This window comes from Paenibacillus sp. FSL k6-2145 (assembly GCF_037976585.1).
Taxonomy (GTDB): domain Bacteria; phylum Bacillota; class Bacilli; order Paenibacillales; family Paenibacillaceae; genus Paenibacillus.
The window spans coordinates 6824364-6843820 of sequence record NZ_CP150267.1; the positions used below are offsets into that span (position 1 = coordinate 6824364).

The following is a 19457-nucleotide window of genomic DNA, read 5'->3' on the forward strand; positions in this document are numbered from 1 at the left end:
ACGACTAAAGGATACTATGGCAATTTACTGCGATGAGCAGCATGATTTAATAAATAATAGAATTAATGAAATACTTGACTTAAAGTGATACATAAAGGTACTATATGTTTGTATAAATGGAATATATTACAATTTAAATATCTATTTTGGAATCTTATATTTTCAAGATGGGTATCAGAGTCTATCATAGCTAAGATATCAATGCGTATAAATGAGATTTACATTTTGTCTGCAACACATAACCATTGGCAGGCATTCATTTTATATATACATTCCTACTTCATAGAGTTTTCTAGCCTGTAGAGTTCTACCATTTTCATAAGAGAGGAGGGCACGAGGCTTTAATCTGCAAGCAGGTCTATTTATCGTAACCGCATGTTTTTGTAAAAAAATACCCATAACAAGAAAGGTGGAATTGATTGCTATGAGAAAATTGTTTAGTTTAGCTCTTATTCTTGTTCTAGTGCTTTCGTTTAATGTTGCTGCTTATGCAGACGGTGACGTGACTCAAGCCAAACCGTTGACAAAGGAAGAAATTATTAATTCCAAAGAATTCCGTGAAGCTGTGAAAGCGGCTAAGGCTGAATTTGAATCGCAAAAGGCTGATAATGCGGGTGGTCCAGTTCTGTTTGCTCCTGCTCCGAAAGTATCTCACATTAATGTATATGGTGTTGTATCTCCTAATGGCGGTCAAGAAATTTACGGCTTTAATAACAATCCGCTCTCCACGACCAATGATCATGGTGGGGCTTGGATTCAGTGTATTACGTTCCAGATCGGTTATGACAGTAGTCACTACGGCAAACTCGCTGGCAATACTATGACAAACAACTGGTCTGAAGCTATTGATCTGGACGGTGATCGTGTCGTAGATGCTTTTGCCCATTCTTGGGTTTATGAATCCCCTAATACAACAGGCGGACAATTTGTAGGTACGGTCTATTCCATTAACATTCCAACACAGTGGACCGCTTGGATTAATGTTCGTTAACAGGAAGGATGTAATCTGAATATTGGAGGAATTGGCTATCCTGGTTCTATCATGAGGAATACGGGAAGTAAGCCCAAAGGCTCATCAGCTTCGGATACGAATCGGATCGCACCTAAATTGGATGTGACAGCTCCCTCTTCTGCTAACAATTATGTTAGTACATTTTCTCAGGCGACCTTGAAGAATGGTCTCAAGAAGTCAAGGATGCGTGGAACAAAGCAGAGGAAACAAGCAGTGGCTTCAATCCCTTATCCAATCTGGATTGATGGACACGGATTTGATTCTTGATCAGGCGCAGGGATATACATCCCTGCGTCTTTTCTCATACACCATATGCTTCCCCACTACCATCAAGTTAGTAGAGGCAGCTAACTAATCCCTCGCGCTTTCGATTAGTCTTAGTTTCTCCGTATCTCGAGCTGGAGATAGACCGAAGAAACGGGAGTATTCTCGATTAAACTGTGAGGCACTTTGATAGCCAACTTGATATGCGGCACCGGCTACTGTATAACCCTCAAATGCAATGAGGTTTCTAGCCTCCAACAGCCTTAATTGCTTTTGAAATTGAATAGGACTTAACCCTGTTGCACTTTTAAACTGCCGGTGAAAAGTATTTATAGCCATACCAGATTTTGATGCCATCTCGCCGACGTCTATTGGACTCATAAAATGATCGCGAAACCATTTTACAATTTGAGAAATCTTCGAAAAATTACTCTCCTGCATACCCAGTTGCCTCAAATACCACCCTTGTGGTCCCATCAGAACACGATATAGGATTTCGCGTTCATAGGCCGGCGCAAGAGCTGGAATATCTCTTGTTGTCTTTGTTAATCGCAATAACCGTAGCCATGCCTCCATAAATTCAATATCTATCTCACAAGCTGCGAACGGCTCCGATGACGTTGGTATCAGATTTTCAGGCAGATCTCTTAATAAGCTTTGAAGGACATTCTGATTCAACGCAAGACCAAGGGACATGTAAGGACCGCCATTAGGGTCTGGATATACCCTCGCCGTTGCGGGAACATGTACCGGCAGAACATAATATGAGGGTCCCCCCAAGGTAATACTGCGCTCCCCGATTGAAAGAATCTTTGTTCCTTGAACCGTAAACCCAATCATCGGCTCGTATAGCGCTGCAAGCTGATGTGCGGGTATATCTCCCTTAATCATACTCAGCCCCGGCACTTCCGTTGCAATCGGTCGAGTACCTGCATAATTCATTAAATCTATAATTTCATCCATAATTTTATTCATACACCTATTTTATCAGACGACTCTGTATTCCTCAACACAACACCGACATGAATCGGCACTTTTAGGCTTTTCTTATATATAAAACAAAGGAAATTACAATTACATAAAATTAAACATGGTGGTTTTAGGCAATTATAAGGTGTTATTAGATCTATATAATTTCAGCAGAGGAGACTACAATAAAGTCCAGATCGATCACAAGAAAGGGTGGATATGATGAAAATTGCAATCGTAACAGGTGGAAGTAATGGCATTGGTAAAGCGACGGCTCTTGAACTGGGCAAGCGCGGAATTAGCGTGATTCTCACATACAATTCTTATAAGGAGCGGGCAGAAGCTGTCGTTAAGGAAGTTGAGAAGAATAATGGAGTTCGGGCTGCAGCACTGAAGTTGGATCTGACGCAAGTATCAACATTCGAAGGTTTCTCCCTGGAAGTTAAGAAATGTCTCAAAGACATTTGGGATAGAACAACTTTTGATTACTTAGTTAATAATGGAGGTATTGGCGGACCCATGATGTTCAATGAGATGAGCGAAGAGTACTTCGACAAGATTCTTAATACGAACTTTAAAGGACCGGTTTTTCTAACACAACACCTCGTGCAATTCATGGATGATGCTGGAGCCATCGTTAATACCACAAGTTCATCCAAAAACCAATCATTCCCAGGTTACTCTGCCTACGGTTCGTTAAAAGCAGCCTTCTCCACATGGACTCGTTATATCGCCAAAGAACTTGCACCTCGCAACATTCGGGTCAACGCCGTTTCTCCCGGTCCTACGCACAGCAATTTTGGCGATGGAGTATTCGATAAGCATCCCGAATTCATCAAGCCACTGGCTGAGCAATCTGTATTTGGCAGAATAGGCCAACCCGAAGATATTGCGAAGGTCATTGTGAATGTATTGTCCGATGATTTCGGCTGGGTTACAGCTCAGGACATTGAAGTGTCTGGCGGACATTTGCTTTAAAAATGTAAAGACAACACGCTGTGAATAACGGCATATCTGCGGAGTTCCACACTGATATTGCTCTGCTTATAGAACATTTTTCTAGCTGCTACGTTCGATTATACTTGGTTTATTTAGCTCATGGTGTTTGGCCATGAGCCTTATTTATTTTCGTAAGAGTAGTATTACATTGCTCTCTCCGGTTCGTGTATTTCTTGATTTGCTTGTTAAACATTCGATCAGATGCGTCGGATACAGACTTCTCCAGATCGGTTTGGGAAAGCTGTGAAAGGGTCTTCCTTTTCTATTTGCACACTATATTTTACGCTCTGCTCCATAGAAGTATTGAGACCGCTACGGCTACTTTCGTTCATTATTATGGAAGTTGATGGATCCGAAAGTGCGTAACCGTTGGTCGACATCATGGTTCCAAGCGCAAACCATAGACCAGAAAAATGATAAAGCGGTAATAGTAATTTAGTCCTCAATGATAAGGACTGTTTCTTTTATACTTCGATGACATTTGGAATCAATCTGATTAAATAATCAATTTTCGGTAGTAAGTGATGCTCGTAAGAGTATCCTCCAAAAGGTTGCTGCATACAACAAAAGCCGCCGGATGGCGACTTTTTAGTAAAAAGCACTTATCATTATAATCTGCTCACATAATACAAACTACTTTTCCTCTGTATATATAAACACATACGTACTCTCATCCGATTTCTCTTCTGAAAAAACAAACTCTAACCGATCAAAGTTTCTTACATCCTTCACATCTGTAATTTTACGCTCTGCCATATATCGTACCATCTCACCTCTAGCCATTTTGGCCCGGGTTGCCTTTTCAACAATCTTCCCATCAACCATTTGTCCAAATACACAAGTGATAAAGCGAGTTTCCTCGCTCAGAAAAGGCGTGATGTTTTTGCTATATTCTTTGGAAGCCAAATTCAGAATACAATTGCTTTCCGACTCAAGCTGATCTGCGAGTTTGCTGCCCCAGAATTGATAGAGCGTTTTGAAGCCCGGACCTTGCAGCTTGCCCTGCATCTCCAACCGATAAGGAGTTACCCCATCCAAAGGCCGCAACATGCCATAAAAACCGGATAATATACGTAAATGCTGCTGAAGATACGCCAGTTCCTCATCTTGAAAAACACCTGGTGCCATATATTGATACTGAATGCCTTCGTAGGAATAGATTGCTGGTGTCAGATTTGCTTTTATATTCATATTCTGAATCCGCTCCACGTTCTGTTCGGCGATTGCATCGTTACACTTCCACATCGCTTTGAGTTCGTCATAGGATAACTTTTGAAGCAGACTCAATAGCTGTTCTGACTCGTTTATAAATTGCGGCATCTGCGCGATAGCCATAAGGTCTGTATCGATCTTCATCTTTTTAGCTGGTGATATGATAATTCTCATCGTGCTGATCCATCCTTAATCTACCGTTGTTTTAGTCGTTATCCATTGTACAGGATTGGACAGGCGAATCCAATGCCAAGGCTTAACTAAATCCTCATGATACCTTTGTAAAGACTCAAAAATGAACAAGTCAGCCCAAGATTGGACCGGCTTGTTCATTCGAATTCAACAATTTGATTGGTGAGAAAGCAAGGCTCGCATTTCAAACCGCTATTAGGGAGATACGCTCCCCGCGCTGCTATTTTGCTCTGTTTTTGTAGTCGGCAATTGAATCATTGGCGTATTTGACCCACTTACATATGGAAGGGCTCCATCCCATTTCTTGATGGTTTCATATTCAACGAGTTGACTCGATAAGGATTGTTGAAGCTCTTTGTTGGCTTTAGCTTGACCTTCTGCTTCGATCAATAGTTTGTCTGCATTACCTTGTGCTTCCACGCGCTTGCGCTCTGCTTCTTTCTTGGCGATCTCGAGTTCCGTCGTTTTACGTTCCAGTTCTTGAGAAGCTTCGACACGCTTATCGATTGCTTCCTGAGTCTTGGCATCAGGTTGAGGAACACCTACAGTAACGTTGGATACAATAAAACCTAACTCTTTAACGTCATCAGAGAAACGTTGTTGCACATCGACGCCTGCCTCAGATGACTTTTCACCATACACATCAATGACTGTAAACTTGGAAATTCCTTTACGGGCTGCGTCACGGAAACGTGTTTTGAGATATGTATCCTCAATTTCTTGAATGCTAATTGGCCCAAATGTATTGAATATAGAAGATACTTTACTTGGTTCTACCTGGTAGTTGTAAGCAAAATCAATGGTGATGTTTTTTCCGTCAGAAGTTGCAATCTGAATGTCTCTGTATTCCACCGTTTGAATTCGGATCGGATATTTCGTTACTTTATCAAACGCTCCAACCAGTTTCCACCCTTGACTCAGTGTACTATCTTTTACCCCTCCATTGGGTGAATATACGACCCCAACATATCCGTTAGGAATTCGTGTGACAAAGAAGGTCACCAGTAGCGCTCCCACAATAATAACCAATGCCACCGTGATCGCTCCTACCCTAAACGTCTTTGAATTTTTCATCAACATTCTCCTCTTGTTTGAATTTATTGTATTTCTTCAGAATTCTACTACCTATTTTATTGAATAGCGGGATCATTAATGCCCATAGAATAAATGCTAGGATAAAAATTAAAATGATTCCCCCAATAAATGGCATATTCGTCCTCCCCTCTATGGATGTAACCGAGTACAAATTTATAAATGGTAACTAATTATATCCTCTTTTATATATACTTTGTAAATTGGTATTAGGTTTCAAGGATGTTTAGAGCTTGAAGTACTAATAATTTATATCATAGGTTACTACTTCTTATCATTTACAACTCATTTTTAGGTGAGTTTAATCTTTCTAAATCATAATATGGATTGGAAATATGATCTCCAACCTCCAAAATTGTCTCTTTAATCTCGTTTAAAATTATTAAATCTATATTATCTTCTTCACTTATAGACTCTTTAATTTTAATAAAACAATTCTTTAAACCAAGGTTAACAACAATAGAGAGTATGATGTCTACATCTTCGTAGGAATCAGTATTCCATAACTTTCTCATTAAGACATCCATTTCATTTCTAGTTCTATCCTCTAAAAGCTCATAAGTCATGATCTGTCGATCTGTTAATTCGGATAGGATGGACAGAAAAACTTTTTTATCAAGAATCTTATTTTTAAAATCTTTTAAAACATTCCTGAACAAAGACAGTAAAACTTCTGTAGGTAACCTATCTGGTAATTTCTCAATATCTCCTATATTCATTTAATCATTTCCCTTTAGTCTGTATATGGATATAATCCAAAGATTGATTTTTTTGTCTAAACTCCATCCGGACGTAACACTCCATAAAACCGGACAATATCAGAACATACCATTGAAGAATTATGGATCAGGCCATAGTTGCATCCATTGCTCTTCTCTGTAGGTGTATACAACTTCCTGTGGATTGTCCTTTAATTTGACGACTACAGGATACTGTGGCATTTTACTGCGACGAGCAGTGATGCTAATGATATCATGTTCATCCATACCCTTTTCAACGATTAAATACGTTCTTAAACCATCTTCAAGCTCCTTCATATCATTCTTATAGGAGCCATACCATGTGACTGAAGCTACAACTATTAGTGCAATTACAATCAATGCTCCCTTTAGAAATCTCATTTTATTCACCTCACTTTAGCCTGTAGTTTGTAATTCTATTAATATTCCCGCTTATTATCACCATCATTTGGTAACCACTATCTTTTCCGAGTTTCCTTCCCAATCAATCTGAACTATAAATTCATCCTCATCCAAAAATGGGGAAATCCCTTCAGCTTTTCCTCTGATCACAGTATTAAAAGGAACTTCTCCTGTAGAATGAATATTTTCGCTCATAAATTTGGTTTTAACTTTTTCAATTAATGAAGGATTATCTCCTAAGTACCTAATTTCATATTCATAGCTTGCTCCATCGCTATTACTTTGAACTGTACATGAGACACGCCAATTCTCACTCTCTCCTGTATATGAAGTGACTTTGTTTGAACAAGCGGATGCTGTCAATAGAAGAAGAAAAAGCAAAAAAAACGATACTCTTTTCATATAAATCCCCTTTATTATGAATTTCATATGTTAATCCTGTTATGGCAACACAGGACGAACCAGACTTTGACACAAGCAAATATACTATTGTAAAAAAGACTGTCGCATTTGTATGACAATCTCTAAAGTGATTTATAACACTACGTTCAAGCCACCGAATAAACGCCCCAGAACATTAAAATATATCATTATGAAAGACAACATTATAGATATTGGTAGTATAATGAAAAATTTATGTCTGCTCGTAGGAACAAAAAATAATAAAACAATGACCATGATTAGATATATTCCCATAAGTATTGGGATCAAATAGTAATGAGTATTCTCGGGCAAGTAAGCGTCACGCAATTGATACCCTTCGGACAGTAGAGCTGTGATTGGAAGGGATAAAACTAGACTAGGTACAGATCCATTGCCACGTGCATACCACATCACATAAGCACATACCGGAGACGCTACTGCACACATCCCCCAAAAAATAATTTCTTTCATTGGAACGAAATGCAGAAAAAACACGGTGTATAGATAATAAACAGTTAGCAGCGACACAAAAAAGAAGAATACCTTTACTGCTGCTAGTTTAGGAGAATAACTAATAACTGATATGAGTGTGGCAACAAAAATCCAAATACCTAGACGCCCACCAATATCGTCAAATATGGGGTTAATCCCCTGAGCATCCACAAGCTTTGCCGCTAAACCTAAAATCACTCCGATCGTTATCGCACTGACAATTGAAAAAGCTTTTTGTTTTGTAGTGGATTGGTTTTCAGCTCTAATTTGACTTAACTCTTTATGTATTCCCACTGCAATCCTCCAACTTCCATAATTACTATATTCTAACACAACCGATCCAGCCTGTTGAATCTGTTCGATCTGTTCCTCCAATAAATTTCATTTTTATTCTTTTAAAATGGTTCTATGTATCCACTCATAACCAGCCCTGGTCCTTATCGAACAGAAATTCCCACTTTGTCGCATGGGTCCTTATATCTAAATCACTATATCCACTCGTCAATCATCTATTACCTGAAGTTAGGTCGTTATTCTCATTATCTCAATGCTCCATTTTGCTATGATTATTATTACTTTGACCGTAAATCTATTCCACCAATACCATATCAGGTCATATTATTTTCAGATAACAACTAGGTGGGTTGATGATCTTATTTAATTATATTGTTAGAGAGAAAGGGTGTCTCATCCTATGTTTATTGTTCAATTAATGCTCGCTATCGCACTTCTGGGCAGCTCAGGCAGCTCAAATTATGCCACTTCTACACAACTAGAAATCAACCAAATAAAGCCTATGGATGCTTCTCCCGAACAAGTCATGGAAACCGGTTTAGAACCTTTCCGGTCCGAACGCAATTATAATGGATGGGAGCCAGAACTAGATCAATTCGAGCAGGCCGCCAGCAGTCTTCAGAACAGGCTATTTGAAAGTGTTGTGTCACCGATCCTATCCAAACCTGGCGATACAGGAATATTTGATTATGGCGGGAATCTGAAATTACTAAAGTCAGTGCCTCTGAATACACGTTTTGAACGTGGCCCACTAACCATTCATATTGTTCATGCCCAATTATTAGAGGCCAGTGACATTCCTGAGGATTCACAGAAAAACATTTCCATTCTAAATCGAGAAGATATCGGTTCCAAGATCACTTATATTAATATTCTCTACACTGTTGAAAATACTACGGATCAGAATATCGGTTTTTACGGCTTAAACTCCGTTCATCCAAACACGGGAAAGCCGATCTCCGCAGATCGCAATTTTATGAGAAAATCATATGTCTATAATCAGTATGATGGCGTAGTTATTGATAATACGAATTACGGTTTGGTATATACCGATGATCCTGATAAGTTGGAATCCATTGAACTTGTGTTCAACAAAGTCTATGACTATGATACTGGAAAAACCATTGTAGAGCCCACTTTGTTGAAAATTCCTTTTGCTGTTCAAGAGTAGTGTAAACACAGCTCCATCGCACATTATGACAAAACTATTACTCTAAAAACCATTCTAATTCATTGAACTGCACCTCCAATTGGTAGTTGTGTCTAACAATTGGGGTGCAGCTCATTCATTTGGAGTGGTTTTTTTGTTTATATATCCATAGTATCCCTTTTCGTATGCAATGCTGCTACGTCCAACCGATTGCTGGAGGCTCGTTATTCATATGCTTGATCGAGGATCTAAATCATCTCAATTGAAGCTGACAAAAAATAACTTCAACATTATAATTGTTACATATTATCCAAAATCAGTGATGACCAGGAGGACAAGATGCAATTTCAACCAGTGTATCATGATGGTGAACTATTTTTACCCAAAATTGAATTAAATATGGCATGTAACCAATCAATTGGCATTATAACGGACTTGAAGCGAAAGCAAGTTTTAATGAATCAACTACAGGATCGTTCCCAATATTACATACTTCGAGCTCAACAAAACGAGTATACACAATTAACGGTGGAAGAATTAATCACTTTTCTGATCAACGTAACAGAGCGGAATGATCGTGCTACTATGTTATTGGATTATTTCGCTTTGAAAGAAGAATGGAAGGTAAAAATCAAGCATCTAAGCCCATCAAAAAGGATGTATGTGACGTTGCTACGCGTTTATTTTGCACATCAGCCTACACTCGTACTGGAGGAGCCCTATTTTTATTTGGAAGAACAAGACCGGCGCCAGTTTAAACGGATTTTAGATGATCTTTCGAAACAAATACAGATTTTAATTTTAACTTCTAATCTAGAAGATGCCATGATTTCCTGTGAATCAATTTATCGTCTGAATGAATCCGGATTTCATCTATTGGATATTCGTGATTCAGAAGAGGATAAGCAAGCAGTGCAGGAACAAGATCGAGCCAATATAACCCTGCAGAAGATTTATACAAAAAAAAATGACAAAGTAATTTTATTTAATCCGCCTGAAATTGATTACATAGAAAGTATGGATGGTTCAGTTCTTGTCCATGTAGGTGGAGAAAGTTTTGTCTGTGCGCTGACGCTAACCGAGCTCGAGCAGAGATTGTTTAACTTCGGATTCTTTAGATGTCATCGATCGTATATTGTTAATCTACAGAAGGTAAGAGAGATTATTACATGGACGAAGAATAGCTACAGCTTGCGTTTAAATACAGGACAAGATGCGACTGTTCCGTTATCTCGTTCAAAATTACAAGAATTAAAAACACATCTTAATATTTGATTTCCGGGGAAATATCGAATCTATCCAGCAATTAATGGTACCATTCAGCCGTTAACAGCTACATTTCGGCGGATTTTGATGGTTGGAGGCATGTAATCTTTATATGCTTAAGTCATCAACTCCAAGGAAGTGATATGCATGGATGTTATCCGAGTAGAACGTATTCGAAAGAGATTTGGAAATAAGAATGCATTATCAGAAGTATCTTTTTCAATTCCGAAAGGCGAAATTTTGGGTTTCCTGGGTCCAAGTGGTTCTGGAAAAACGACTTTAATTAAGATTTTAACTGCGCAATTAAATCCGACAAGTGGACAGGCAACTGTATTTAACCAGCCAGTGGCGATGATGCATCAGTCTGCACAGAAGGTGCGCTTTGGTATTTTGTCAGATAACAGTGGTCTATATGAAAGATTATCGATAGATGAAAATCTGGAGTTGTATCGCCAATTATATGACCTTCCTAAAACTTCGATCGATACTGTATTGCAGTTTGTAAACTTAAGCGAAGAACGCAAAAAGAAAGTCATCCACTTATCGAAAGGGATGCGTCAGCGTGTCATGCTGGCATGTGCAATTATTCATGAGCCTGAGTTATTGTTTTTGGATGAACCTTCTTCAGCATTAGATCCGGTAAACTCGGCCCATATTTATAAAGGCTTACGCTACTTAAAAGAGAAAGGGACAACAATTTTTCTAACGACACACGATATGTCAGAAGCAGAATTGTTATGTGACCGTGTAGCGATCTTGTATCAAGGAGTAATCCAAGCCATTGGCTCACCTAAGGCGCTTAGAAAACAGCATCGGGAAAACGTCATTTGTGTGGAATTGGTAAACGGGGAAACCTACGAGCTCCCGATCAATGAAGGAACGGCTGAGCAAATTGCCGATTGGATGAAGCGAGGCTTAATCGAACGATTGGGATCGAAAGAGCCAAGTTTAGGGGATATCTTTATTAAAGTGACAGGAGGTGAACTGCTATGAGTATCTCGTTAAAACGTGCGCGAGCAATATTTGTAAAGGACTACAAAGAGTTTTCACGCAATTATGGCATTTCCATCATGTTGCTTGTCCCGATTCTATTCGCATTTCTTTTTCGCACTGCCGGCCCTTCTTTCCCTGGGGCAATAGGTTTTCTTCTAAATATTTCGTTTGTGCTCTTAACCTCTTTCGCACAAGCATGTTTGATCGCGGAAGAAAAGGAACGTAACACCTTACGATCATTAATGATGACTCCAGCCACAACGATGGATGTATTAGTTGGTAAAAGTACCTTAGTCTTTGTCATGTCTGCTGTTGTTCTGGCTATTGCTACGTATATATTAGGCTATGAACCAGCTAGTATATGGGCATTTGCAATTGCAATCATTCTTTCCATAATTCTATACACAGCAGTAGGAACGATATGTGGTTTATTCTCTAAAACGGTCCTTGAAGCTTCATTATCAATCATTCCTGCAGCAATGGTATTTTCTGCTCCTCCTGTTGCAACAATCTTGTTTGGAGATTTCCCGATTTTTAAAATGCTGGATTATACACCAAGCATTCAACTTGTGAATTTGCTAAATATACCCAACGCAGGCTTTACATTTGGAGACCTATTTAAACCTCTCCTCATTATTTTGATATGGACGGTTGTATTAACGATTGTGTCTGTTATTTTGTATCAACGGCGGTTAAAGGATGAGTAGCCACTCCTCGCCTACACAACCAAAATATAAAACAAACCCCGGTACACGTCTGCATTCAGCAGCGTACAGCCGAGGTTCACCATTACCATTTCAAATGTTACACTACCTAGCTCAACTTAACTCATCTCGTAAAATCATGCTGCCCAATGGTCAGAAGCGTCGGCCTGCTCTTACTCCACACCGAAGTGGCAATCTTCGGATTGTAATAATAGAGCGCTCCGTTCGTCGGATCAGCGCCATTCAAAGCTTTGCGAGCAGCCCTGTAAGAGGTCTGGGTTGGCTTGGTATTAAACTGGCCATCGTCTATAGCCGTGAACTGCCCTTTCTGGAAAATAACTTTCGAAATAGACGACGGGAATTCACTCGAATGCACTCGATTCAACACAACCGCTCCTACAGCAACTTGCCCTTCAAAAGATTCCCCGCGAGCTTCACCGTGGATCAGCTTCGCCAGCTGGCGCAGTGTCTCGCCTTCGGCTTTGGCCTTTTTGTTCAGCCTGTTCAGTGTCGCCGGACCTGCAACGCCGTCTGCACTCAGTCCCTGCGCCTGTTGGAACTTGCGGACAGCGCCTTTGGTAATGGTACCGTAATATCCAGTCATTCCAGCATTGAAGTAGCCCAGATCGCTTAATTGCTCCTGCAATTGCAGCACATGCTCGCTACGAACGCCCTGTTCCAACTTCTGTGCTCCCGCAGAAGGAGCTGCCACGGTCAATCCCAGAGTCAATGCGCAGGCACCGAGGAGCATGCTGACCCGCCCTGCTCTTTTGCCAGCCATTTTCCCCTTTCCATGAGTGACTTTCCGACTGACAGTGATAGGCTCCATGTTGTCAGCAATCGTTAACAGATCTACCCCCTCATTCGTGCTATCAACTGTAGTGCGTTCATTACTGTTCATATGGCTAACCACCTTCATCTCTTTCATCTCACTCACGCTATCTAATTCAATTATCATATTCTTTTCATTCATTTCATTCGGTTGATCCATTCCAATATTGTTCTTCATCATTCCATTAACCTCCACTTTTCTGAATCCAGATCCCACATCTTCCTCCTGAATCCTCACGGCTCTACATCCCGAGTGTCATTATAGGATATAGAAAAAATGAAGTCTATCGGACCGATGACGCAGTGAAAAAACGACGCTGAACATAACAAAAAGAGGCATGAGCCCATGGTCACACCATGGTCATGCCCCTTCTTGTATCAACCTTATACCGATTGTCCAACCCGTTATTTCCGTAGGCAGGCAGACCCGTACAAAAGTTGCGTTGTATTTATTGACAATTACTCGGCCAGTTCCTGACCCTTCGTTTCCCGGCCCCAGAACAGTACAGCCGCTGCGCCAATGAGGATTGTCACGAAGAAAATCGTGAAAATCAGGCTGATTGCCACTTCACGCTGAACCAGCATACCGACCATTAATGGAGCAAGCACCCCACCGATTCGGCCAACCGATGTGGCAAGACCCACACCTGTCGAACGAACAGAAGTCGGATACAATTCCGGGCTGTAGGCGTACAGACCACCCCAGGCTCCCAGATTGAAGAAGGATAGACAGATTCCTGCGGCCAAGATCGTCGCTTCGGTTGTTGCCAGTCCGAACGCAATCGCACTGCATGCAGTCAAGGTAAGATACACAACCAATACGAATTTGCGACCGTAACGTTCAATGAAGTACGCTGCGGTGAAGTAACCTGGCAACTGTGCAATCGTCATGATCAGCACGTACTGGAAGCTTTTAACCAACGTAAATCCTTTTGCCATTACAACCGAAGGCAGCCACAGGAACATTCCATAATAAGAGAAAATGACGGTAAACCACAAAATCCAGAGCATCAACGTTGTACGGCGATGTGGTGCTGACCAGACGGTAGCGACTTTCTCGCGGAACGTGATTTTATGAAGCTTGGTATGATTCTTATACCGCGGCGGGTCCTGAATGGCACGACGCAGATACAGTGCATAGAACGCCGGAAGTGCACCAATGGCAAAGGCAATTCTCCATCCGTACTCCGGGATGACAAAGTTGGCAATGAGCGCTGATACAATCCAGCCCCCTGCCCAGAAACTTTCCAATAATACAACGGCACGTCCACGTTCCGCTGTAGGCATCGACTCCGATACCAGTGTGGATGCCACGGGTAACTCTCCGCCAAGTCCAATACCCGCAACCAGACGCAGTGCACACAATACCGCAAATCCAGTCGCCAATGCAGACAGACCGCTTGCAATCGTAAAGATTAACAAGGTCCACATCAGAATGGCCTTCCGTCCAAAACGGTCCGCAAGTGCACCTGCAAGCAAAGCACCTAGCGCCATACCGATCGAGTTAATACTCGTAAGCACGCCGACTTGTCCGGGACTGAGACTCCATTCCTTGGCGAGTGCAGCCACGATAAAGGAGATCATGCCAACTTCCATCGCATCAAACAGCCAGCTCATGCCGGCACTGAACAGCAGCTTGCGCTGCTTGGGATTCCGCAATACTTCCAGTTTGCTCATCACTTATAGCTCCCTTGATCTCTATGTAGTCATTCTGACACTAAATCATTATTATGCAGAATGCTCCAGAAATCAATGCAAAATAAGCTTTTCCTTCCGATTTCTGCGATACCTCACCCCTTGAGTGAACCCGCTGTCAGGCCTGCAACAAAGTAACGCTGGAGTAGAAGGAACAGCACAATCATCGGAATGGCCGTTACCAGCACCCCCGTAAGCATCATCGGATAGTTCGTCACGTATTCCCCTCGAAACTGCATAAGCGCGAGCGGTAACGTGAGCTTGGACTTACTGCTGAGCATCAGCATCGGAATAAGCAAATCATTCCATACCATGACGAGCAGGAACGTAGCCGTTGCCGCCAGCGAAGGTGCAGCCAGTGGCAGTGCAATCCGGGTATAGAGCCTCCATTCACTTGCTCCATCCATACTGCCCGCTTCCAGAATCTCCGAATTAAGCATGCGCATGAAACCTGTCAGCATGAACACAGAGACAGGCATCAGCATCGCTGCAGATACCACAATCAGGCCTGTCAAACTATCCGACCAGCCGAGGGTACGCGTAAGGGAATAGATCGGCAGCATACTCACCTGGGAAGGAACGATCAGACCGGCTACGAACAGAGCAAACACGATTTTGCCTACACTGCCGCCCCAGCGGACAATGGCGTAAGCAATCATGCTACTCAGCAATAACTCAATGGCAACCGTACCAAGCGTCACGACCAGACTGTTTCCGAAATATTGCCACATCGGCTGATTGCGGAACATGCCAGTGATGTTATCCCACGTAAACGGGTCCGGCCAGCTGAATGGACTGGTGAAGAAGTTGCTGCTTGTTTTGAACGAGGATACAAATACAAAGTACAGCGGCACCAGAATCAGCAGCGCGTACACCAATAAGATCAGGCGATTGAACCATTTTAAAAACATGTGAACTCCCTTCTGCCTCGATTGCAGGATGAATGCTCCAACATCAACCTCAATAGCTCACCCGGTCAGCGCGTAGTGCCTTGAACTGCAACAGCGTCAAGAGCGCGAGCAACACCAGGAAGATCATGGAACCGGCAGAAGCCAGACCAAATGAATAGCTGCCAAAGGCGGTATGATAGATATATGTTGTCAAAATTTCAGTTGCGTAGTTCGGGCCTCCGTCCGTCATTGTAAAAATGAGGTCAAATGCCTTGAACGACTGAATGGTCGTGTAGGCCACAACAATCGTTGCCGAAGGTGCCAGCAGCGGCCAGGTCACGGTACGGAATACCTGCCATTTGCTGCCGCCGTCCATACGAGCCGCTTCATAAAGTTCTGCCGGAATACCTTGCAGACCTGCGATGAATACAATCATCATCTGTCCAGCATGGGCCCAGACTTGTACCGCAGCGATGGAATAGATGGCGATCTTGGGATCACCAATCCAGTTACGAGCGATGCTGCTCATCCCGGCTTCATTCAGTCCATAGTTGATCAATCCAATGGATGGATCATACATAAATGCCCAGATCAGTCCGACCGATACGGAGGACAGAATCGCAGGCAGGAAATACAATGCCCGAAGCACAATGCGTGTCTTGGTATTGCGTACCAGGAGCAGGGCCAGGACAAGTGAAATAAAGGTTTGTGCAATAACAACCGTTAACATAAACTCCACGTTGTTGCCAAAGGCTTTGCGGAATACGATGCTGCTGAGACTGTCCTTGTAATTATCCAGCCCTACAAATGCATACGACGGGGATACCCCGTCCCAATCCGTAAAGGAATAGAACAGCCCCGTCAATGTAGGAAATACGAACAATCCAACGTACAGCAGCAACCCAGGGATCAGAAACAGGGATAGCTGAAGACGGTTTTTCATCGTTTATTTCCCGATATGCTGATCAATGATCGCTTGTGCCTGCTGTGCTGCTTCTTCTGGAGAAGTGCCGCTCAGTACAGCCTGGATGGAGTTGGTTACTGCTTTTTGATTATCTCCGTTCAGGATGGTGAACCGTGGCTGGAACACGGTCTTTTTGCTCGCCCATTCTCCGGCTACCTGAAGCTCAGGCGTATCGTACTTCACATCATTCACCGTTACATTCTGTCCCGTTTGGTTGGCATAGTCACTCGCTACATCGGGATTGCTAAGGAATTCGAGGAACTTCTTCGCTTCTTCCGGATGTTTTGACTTGCTGTTCACGGCGAGCATGAATGTGGTCGTATGCACTCCTTCATACTTCGCTTGATCTGCGCTTACGGTAATCGGTGCAAGCAGTTTTTGCTCCAGATTTGGATTCTGCTGTTTGTTCTGAGCTAATTGATACGATCCACTTGCCAGCATCGCTGCTTTTTCTTGAATAAACAGTGCGCCAGCCGCAGGGTCCTTCGTGCCCAGTGCATCTTGCTGGAAGTACCCTTTATCGTTCAGTTCCTTGATTTGAGTCAACGTTTTCACCCAGAACTCATCCGTTAGTTTAGCTTCGCCAGCTTCCACTTTGGTAAAAATGTCGTCACTTGGTGCATTGTTCATCACCATCGTATTCATGAATTGCCCTGGGCCAATGTCCGCTCCGGCAAAGGCAATCGGAATGATGCCATTGTCTTTTAGCTTCTGGCAAAGTGCCAGGAAACCTTCCCAATCGGTCGGTGGCGTCAAGCCATATTGTTCAAACAGTTTTACGTTATAGATAGGATCGTTATATACGAGTTGATACGGGATCGCATATTGCTTGCCATCATGCTGTCCTGATTCAATCAGCTTCGAATTGTAGGCCGACAAGAACGAGGATCCAGTCAGATCCGTGAACAAGCCGGCTTTGGTGAAGGCTTCAAACTGTGCACCCGGGAAGGAAGCAAATACATCCCCTACCGAACCGTCACTGATTTTGGATTGTACGGTGGACTGATATTGATCGGAAGGCAGTGTCTGCATCTCCACTTTAATGTTCGGATTTGCTGTCTCAAATGCGTCAATGCTCTTGTTCAGTGCTTCCACATCTTCTCCACGCCAGTGCATGAAGCTGATCGTAACTTTACCTGAACCCGAGGAGCCGTTCTCACCAGATGACGCGTTATCCCCGCCGCCGCAAGCTGACAGCAGGATGGACATCACCAGCATAATGACAAGCGGCAGGATTAATTTTTTATTTTTTTTCATGAAAGACGACCTCCTGAGGATGATTGATGTAAGTTGCACAAAAGTTTTTACACGGGGCACTCCGAGTGCAGTACCATCTTCCGATCGCTGTTATCCCCAGATTTTTTGAATCATTTTTCTCAATGGTTAAAATCCGGGGATAAAGGCAAGATGATGCTTACGAAGTAGCTTTCTTTCAGAAAGCTTTTAGCTTCGCTTCTTCAGATCGGTTCTGTCCTCTCCGTTTTCGTATAAAAAGATTAGTTGAACTTACTTAGTTAGTAGTAACGGAATGCTGCTTCTGTCTTATTTTCCATTTTTCGCGAATGATCGGCATCACGGTCCGGCCGAAGATTTCGGCCTCTTCCAGATGCGGGTAACCGGATAGAATGAAGGTTGTAACGCCGAGATCTCCATATTCCATCAGACGTTCTGCGACCTGTTCGGCTGTACCTACAATGAGGATCGCGCCGCCGGAACGCACAACAGACAAGCCTGTCCACAGGTTGGGACCTACGACAAACTGCTGCTTCTCGGACAGTTCCCGTAACTCGTTCTGTCTGCGTTGGTTGGTTGCATCCGTTTCGGCAAAAGCGGCTTTGGCTTTCTCAATCGCTTCTGGTGGTACTTTGCTTATAATCTCCCAAGCTGCTGCCCATGCTTCTTCTTCGGTATCCCGAATGAGCACCTGAGCACGCATGCCGTAACGGAGCTGACGATCTTGTCCCGTTTCCTCTTTCACCTGCTGACGGATGACCTCAATCTCTTCGATCTGCTCCTGAATCCAGTCATGAGGCTCGCCCCACATGAGGAACGTATCTGCATGTTCAACAGCGACCTTTTTGGCAATCGGAGAACTTCCTCCCAGATAGAATGGTGGATGCGGATTTTGCACCGTCTCCGGCATGCCTACCGGTCCTTTGAAGTTGTAATACTGGCCGTTAAATTCAGGATTGGGATCGCTGGGTGCATCTGCACCAGATTTTGAACCACTTCCGGCAAACTCCGTCAGATTCAGTCCCGTCGATTGGGTCCATGAACGCTTCATCACTTCCATGTACTCGCTCGCCCGGACATACCGTTCATCATGCGCATGTGCCAGTGGATCGCCGAGTTCCTCCAGATCTCGAACAGAACTGCCTGTTACCACATTGATCATGGCGCGACCACCAGAGAGCTGATCCAGTGCCGCTCCCATGCGTGCAGCGAGTACGGGTGTAACCAATCCCGGGCGAATGGCGACAAGGGGACGCAATGTCTTCGTGTGACTCATCACAGCCGAGCCAACCACCCATGCGTCCAGACAGGCTCCCCCTGTCGGAATCAGTACAAATTCAAATCCTGCCTTCTCCGCTGTCTGTGCCACATCGACCAGATAATCAAGACTTGGCTCACGCTCTGGGGTAACCCCTACATACTTACCATCCCCTGCTGTAGGCAAAAACCATCCAAACTTCATTTCTTCCTGTTCGCTCACAAAAGTCAATCCCTTCTATGAATAAATAAAGTCTCATGTTAAAAAAAGTTACCGTTACGCCTCCTTGACGTTCCGGGTACGAATCGTTCTTCCGATCACTGTTATCCTTGAATTTTTTTGATTCTCCTTTTTAAAGGTAAAAATTCAAGGATAGCTTATG

At 42.9% G+C, this 19457-nt stretch carries 19 protein-coding genes; 6 read left to right on the top strand and 13 right to left on the bottom strand.

The genetic code is table 11. The annotated features are described in order from the left end of the window. Window positions 1-424: 424 nt before the first annotated feature. On the top strand, window positions 425-991 hold the full coding sequence (locus tag NZ043_RS30250; protein WP_091028718.1) for a DUF4879 domain-containing protein: 567 nt from the start codon (window positions 425-427) through the stop codon (window positions 989-991). Window positions 992-1363: 372 nt separating this feature from the next. Here NZ043_RS30250 and NZ043_RS30255 read toward each other — a convergent pair whose 3' ends face one another. Continuing rightward, window positions 1364-2251: an AraC family transcriptional regulator gene (locus NZ043_RS30255; RefSeq protein ID WP_339309976.1), complete on the bottom strand. Its 888-nt coding sequence runs from the start codon at window positions 2249-2251 to the stop codon at window positions 1364-1366. A 213-nt stretch (window positions 2252-2464) separates the two neighbouring features. Here NZ043_RS30255 and NZ043_RS30260 point away from each other — a divergent pair, with 213 nt between their 5' ends. Beyond that, complete coding sequence (locus NZ043_RS30260) at window positions 2465-3223, top strand: SDR family oxidoreductase (RefSeq protein ID WP_339309977.1); 759 nt, start codon at window positions 2465-2467, stop codon at window positions 3221-3223. A gap of 654 nt (window positions 3224-3877) precedes the next feature. Here the strand turns inward: NZ043_RS30260 and yaaA are convergent. The 6 genes from yaaA to NZ043_RS30290 form a co-directional block, all read right to left on the bottom strand. Further along, a complete protein-coding gene (gene yaaA, locus NZ043_RS30265) occupies window positions 3878-4630 on the bottom strand; it encodes a peroxide stress protein YaaA (protein ID WP_339309978.1) in 753 nt (250 codons plus the stop codon). 213 nt (window positions 4631-4843) lie between these two features. Next, window positions 4844-5722, bottom strand: coding sequence for a prohibitin family protein (locus NZ043_RS30270; RefSeq protein WP_249913434.1), 879 nt, complete (start codon window positions 5720-5722; stop codon window positions 4844-4846). Window positions 5723-6018: 296 nt separating this feature from the next. Beyond that, window positions 6019-6459 (bottom strand): hypothetical protein, encoded by a 441-nt coding sequence (locus tag NZ043_RS30275; protein ID WP_339309979.1) that lies wholly within the window; start codon window positions 6457-6459, stop codon window positions 6019-6021. Window positions 6460-6579: 120 nt separating this feature from the next. Then, the gene (locus NZ043_RS30280) at window positions 6580-6861 is read right to left on the bottom strand and encodes a DUF3139 domain-containing protein (protein WP_339309980.1); all 282 of its coding nucleotides are present in this window, start codon (window positions 6859-6861) and stop codon (window positions 6580-6582) included. Window positions 6862-6924: 63 nt separating this feature from the next. Further along, window positions 6925-7284 carry a hypothetical protein gene (locus NZ043_RS30285; RefSeq protein ID WP_339309981.1) on the bottom strand — a complete coding sequence of 120 codons (360 nt, stop codon included), beginning with the start codon at window positions 7282-7284 and terminating at the stop codon, window positions 6925-6927. Window positions 7285-7416: 132 nt separating this feature from the next. Continuing rightward, window positions 7417-8091 (bottom strand): hypothetical protein, encoded by a 675-nt coding sequence (locus NZ043_RS30290; RefSeq protein WP_339309982.1) that lies wholly within the window; start codon window positions 8089-8091, stop codon window positions 7417-7419. Between the two features lie 400 nt (window positions 8092-8491). On the opposite strand from NZ043_RS30290, the gene NZ043_RS30295 reads away from it, so the two are divergent. From NZ043_RS30295 to NZ043_RS30310, 4 genes are all read left to right on the top strand, one after another. Further along, window positions 8492-9262: a hypothetical protein gene (locus NZ043_RS30295; RefSeq protein ID WP_339309983.1), complete on the top strand. Its 771-nt coding sequence runs from the start codon at window positions 8492-8494 to the stop codon at window positions 9260-9262. Window positions 9263-9580: 318 nt separating this feature from the next. Continuing rightward, entirely contained in the window at window positions 9581-10516 is a 936-nt protein-coding gene (locus tag NZ043_RS30300; protein WP_339309984.1) for a LytTR family transcriptional regulator DNA-binding domain-containing protein, read from the top strand. A 138-nt stretch (window positions 10517-10654) separates the two neighbouring features. Then, complete coding sequence (locus NZ043_RS30305) at window positions 10655-11500, top strand: ABC transporter ATP-binding protein (protein ID WP_339309985.1); 846 nt, start codon at window positions 10655-10657, stop codon at window positions 11498-11500. Beyond that, entirely contained in the window at window positions 11497-12207 is a 711-nt protein-coding gene (locus NZ043_RS30310; RefSeq protein WP_339309986.1) for an ABC transporter permease, read from the top strand. The genes NZ043_RS30305 and NZ043_RS30310 overlap by 4 nt, the downstream gene beginning before the upstream one ends. 121 nt (window positions 12208-12328) lie before the next feature. Here the strand turns inward: NZ043_RS30310 and NZ043_RS30315 are convergent, their stop codons facing one another. From NZ043_RS30315 to NZ043_RS30340, 6 genes are all read right to left on the bottom strand, one after another. Further along, window positions 12329-13216 (bottom strand): cell wall hydrolase, encoded by an 888-nt coding sequence (locus NZ043_RS30315; RefSeq protein WP_256332217.1) that lies wholly within the window; start codon window positions 13214-13216, stop codon window positions 12329-12331. A gap of 278 nt (window positions 13217-13494) precedes the next feature. Next, complete coding sequence (locus NZ043_RS30320; RefSeq protein ID WP_133385462.1) at window positions 13495-14712, bottom strand: MFS transporter; 1218 nt, start codon at window positions 14710-14712, stop codon at window positions 13495-13497. 113 nt (window positions 14713-14825) lie between these two features. After that, the gene (locus tag NZ043_RS30325) at window positions 14826-15641 is read right to left on the bottom strand and encodes a carbohydrate ABC transporter permease (protein ID WP_017687488.1); all 816 of its coding nucleotides are present in this window, start codon (window positions 15639-15641) and stop codon (window positions 14826-14828) included. Between the two features lie 49 nt (window positions 15642-15690). Then, window positions 15691-16563, bottom strand: a complete 873-nt coding sequence (locus tag NZ043_RS30330; RefSeq protein WP_017687487.1) for a sugar ABC transporter permease — start codon at window positions 16561-16563, stop codon at window positions 15691-15693. Between the two features lie 3 nt (window positions 16564-16566). Beyond that, window positions 16567-17841 carry an extracellular solute-binding protein gene (locus NZ043_RS30335; RefSeq protein ID WP_339309987.1) on the bottom strand — a complete coding sequence of 425 codons (1275 nt, stop codon included), beginning with the start codon at window positions 17839-17841 and terminating at the stop codon, window positions 16567-16569. A 253-nt stretch (window positions 17842-18094) separates the two neighbouring features. Then, complete coding sequence (locus NZ043_RS30340; protein ID WP_339312912.1) at window positions 18095-19279, bottom strand: LLM class flavin-dependent oxidoreductase; 1185 nt, start codon at window positions 19277-19279, stop codon at window positions 18095-18097. Window positions 19280-19457 lie beyond the last annotated feature (178 nt).

Excerpts from the sequence above, each read along its gene's own strand:
- NZ043_RS30250 (WP_091028718.1), top strand. The coding sequence starts at position 425 with ATGAGAAAATTGTTTAGTTTAGCTCTTATTCTTGTTCTAGTGCTTTCG.
- NZ043_RS30255 (WP_339309976.1), bottom strand. The coding sequence starts at position 2,251 with ATGAATAAAATTATGGATGAAATTATAGATTTAATGAATTATGCAGGT.
- NZ043_RS30260 (WP_339309977.1), top strand. The coding sequence starts at position 2,465 with ATGATGAAAATTGCAATCGTAACAGGTGGAAGTAATGGCATTGGTAAA.
- yaaA (WP_339309978.1), bottom strand. The coding sequence starts at position 4,630 with ATGAGAATTATCATATCACCAGCTAAAAAGATGAAGATCGATACAGAC.
- NZ043_RS30270 (WP_249913434.1), bottom strand. The coding sequence starts at position 5,722 with ATGAAAAATTCAAAGACGTTTAGGGTAGGAGCGATCACGGTGGCATTG.
- NZ043_RS30275 (WP_339309979.1), bottom strand. The coding sequence starts at position 6,459 with ATGAATATAGGAGATATTGAGAAATTACCAGATAGGTTACCTACAGAA.
- NZ043_RS30280 (WP_339309980.1), bottom strand. The coding sequence starts at position 6,861 with ATGAGATTTCTAAAGGGAGCATTGATTGTAATTGCACTAATAGTTGTA.
- NZ043_RS30285 (WP_339309981.1), bottom strand. The coding sequence starts at position 7,284 with ATGAAAAGAGTATCGTTTTTTTTGCTTTTTCTTCTTCTATTGACAGCA.
- NZ043_RS30295 (WP_339309983.1), top strand. The coding sequence starts at position 8,492 with ATGTTTATTGTTCAATTAATGCTCGCTATCGCACTTCTGGGCAGCTCA.
- NZ043_RS30300 (WP_339309984.1), top strand. The coding sequence starts at position 9,581 with ATGCAATTTCAACCAGTGTATCATGATGGTGAACTATTTTTACCCAAA.
- NZ043_RS30305 (WP_339309985.1), top strand. The coding sequence starts at position 10,655 with ATGGATGTTATCCGAGTAGAACGTATTCGAAAGAGATTTGGAAATAAG.
- NZ043_RS30310 (WP_339309986.1), top strand. The coding sequence starts at position 11,497 with ATGAGTATCTCGTTAAAACGTGCGCGAGCAATATTTGTAAAGGACTAC.
- NZ043_RS30315 (WP_256332217.1), bottom strand. The coding sequence starts at position 13,216 with ATGATGAAGAACAATATTGGAATGGATCAACCGAATGAAATGAATGAA.
- NZ043_RS30320 (WP_133385462.1), bottom strand. The coding sequence starts at position 14,712 with ATGAGCAAACTGGAAGTATTGCGGAATCCCAAGCAGCGCAAGCTGCTG.
- NZ043_RS30325 (WP_017687488.1), bottom strand. The coding sequence starts at position 15,641 with ATGTTTTTAAAATGGTTCAATCGCCTGATCTTATTGGTGTACGCGCTG.
- NZ043_RS30330 (WP_017687487.1), bottom strand. The coding sequence starts at position 16,563 with ATGAAAAACCGTCTTCAGCTATCCCTGTTTCTGATCCCTGGGTTGCTG.
- NZ043_RS30335 (WP_339309987.1), bottom strand. The coding sequence starts at position 17,841 with ATGAAAAAAAATAAAAAATTAATCCTGCCGCTTGTCATTATGCTGGTG.
- NZ043_RS30340 (WP_339312912.1), bottom strand. The coding sequence starts at position 19,279 with ATGAAGTTTGGATGGTTTTTGCCTACAGCAGGGGATGGTAAGTATGTA.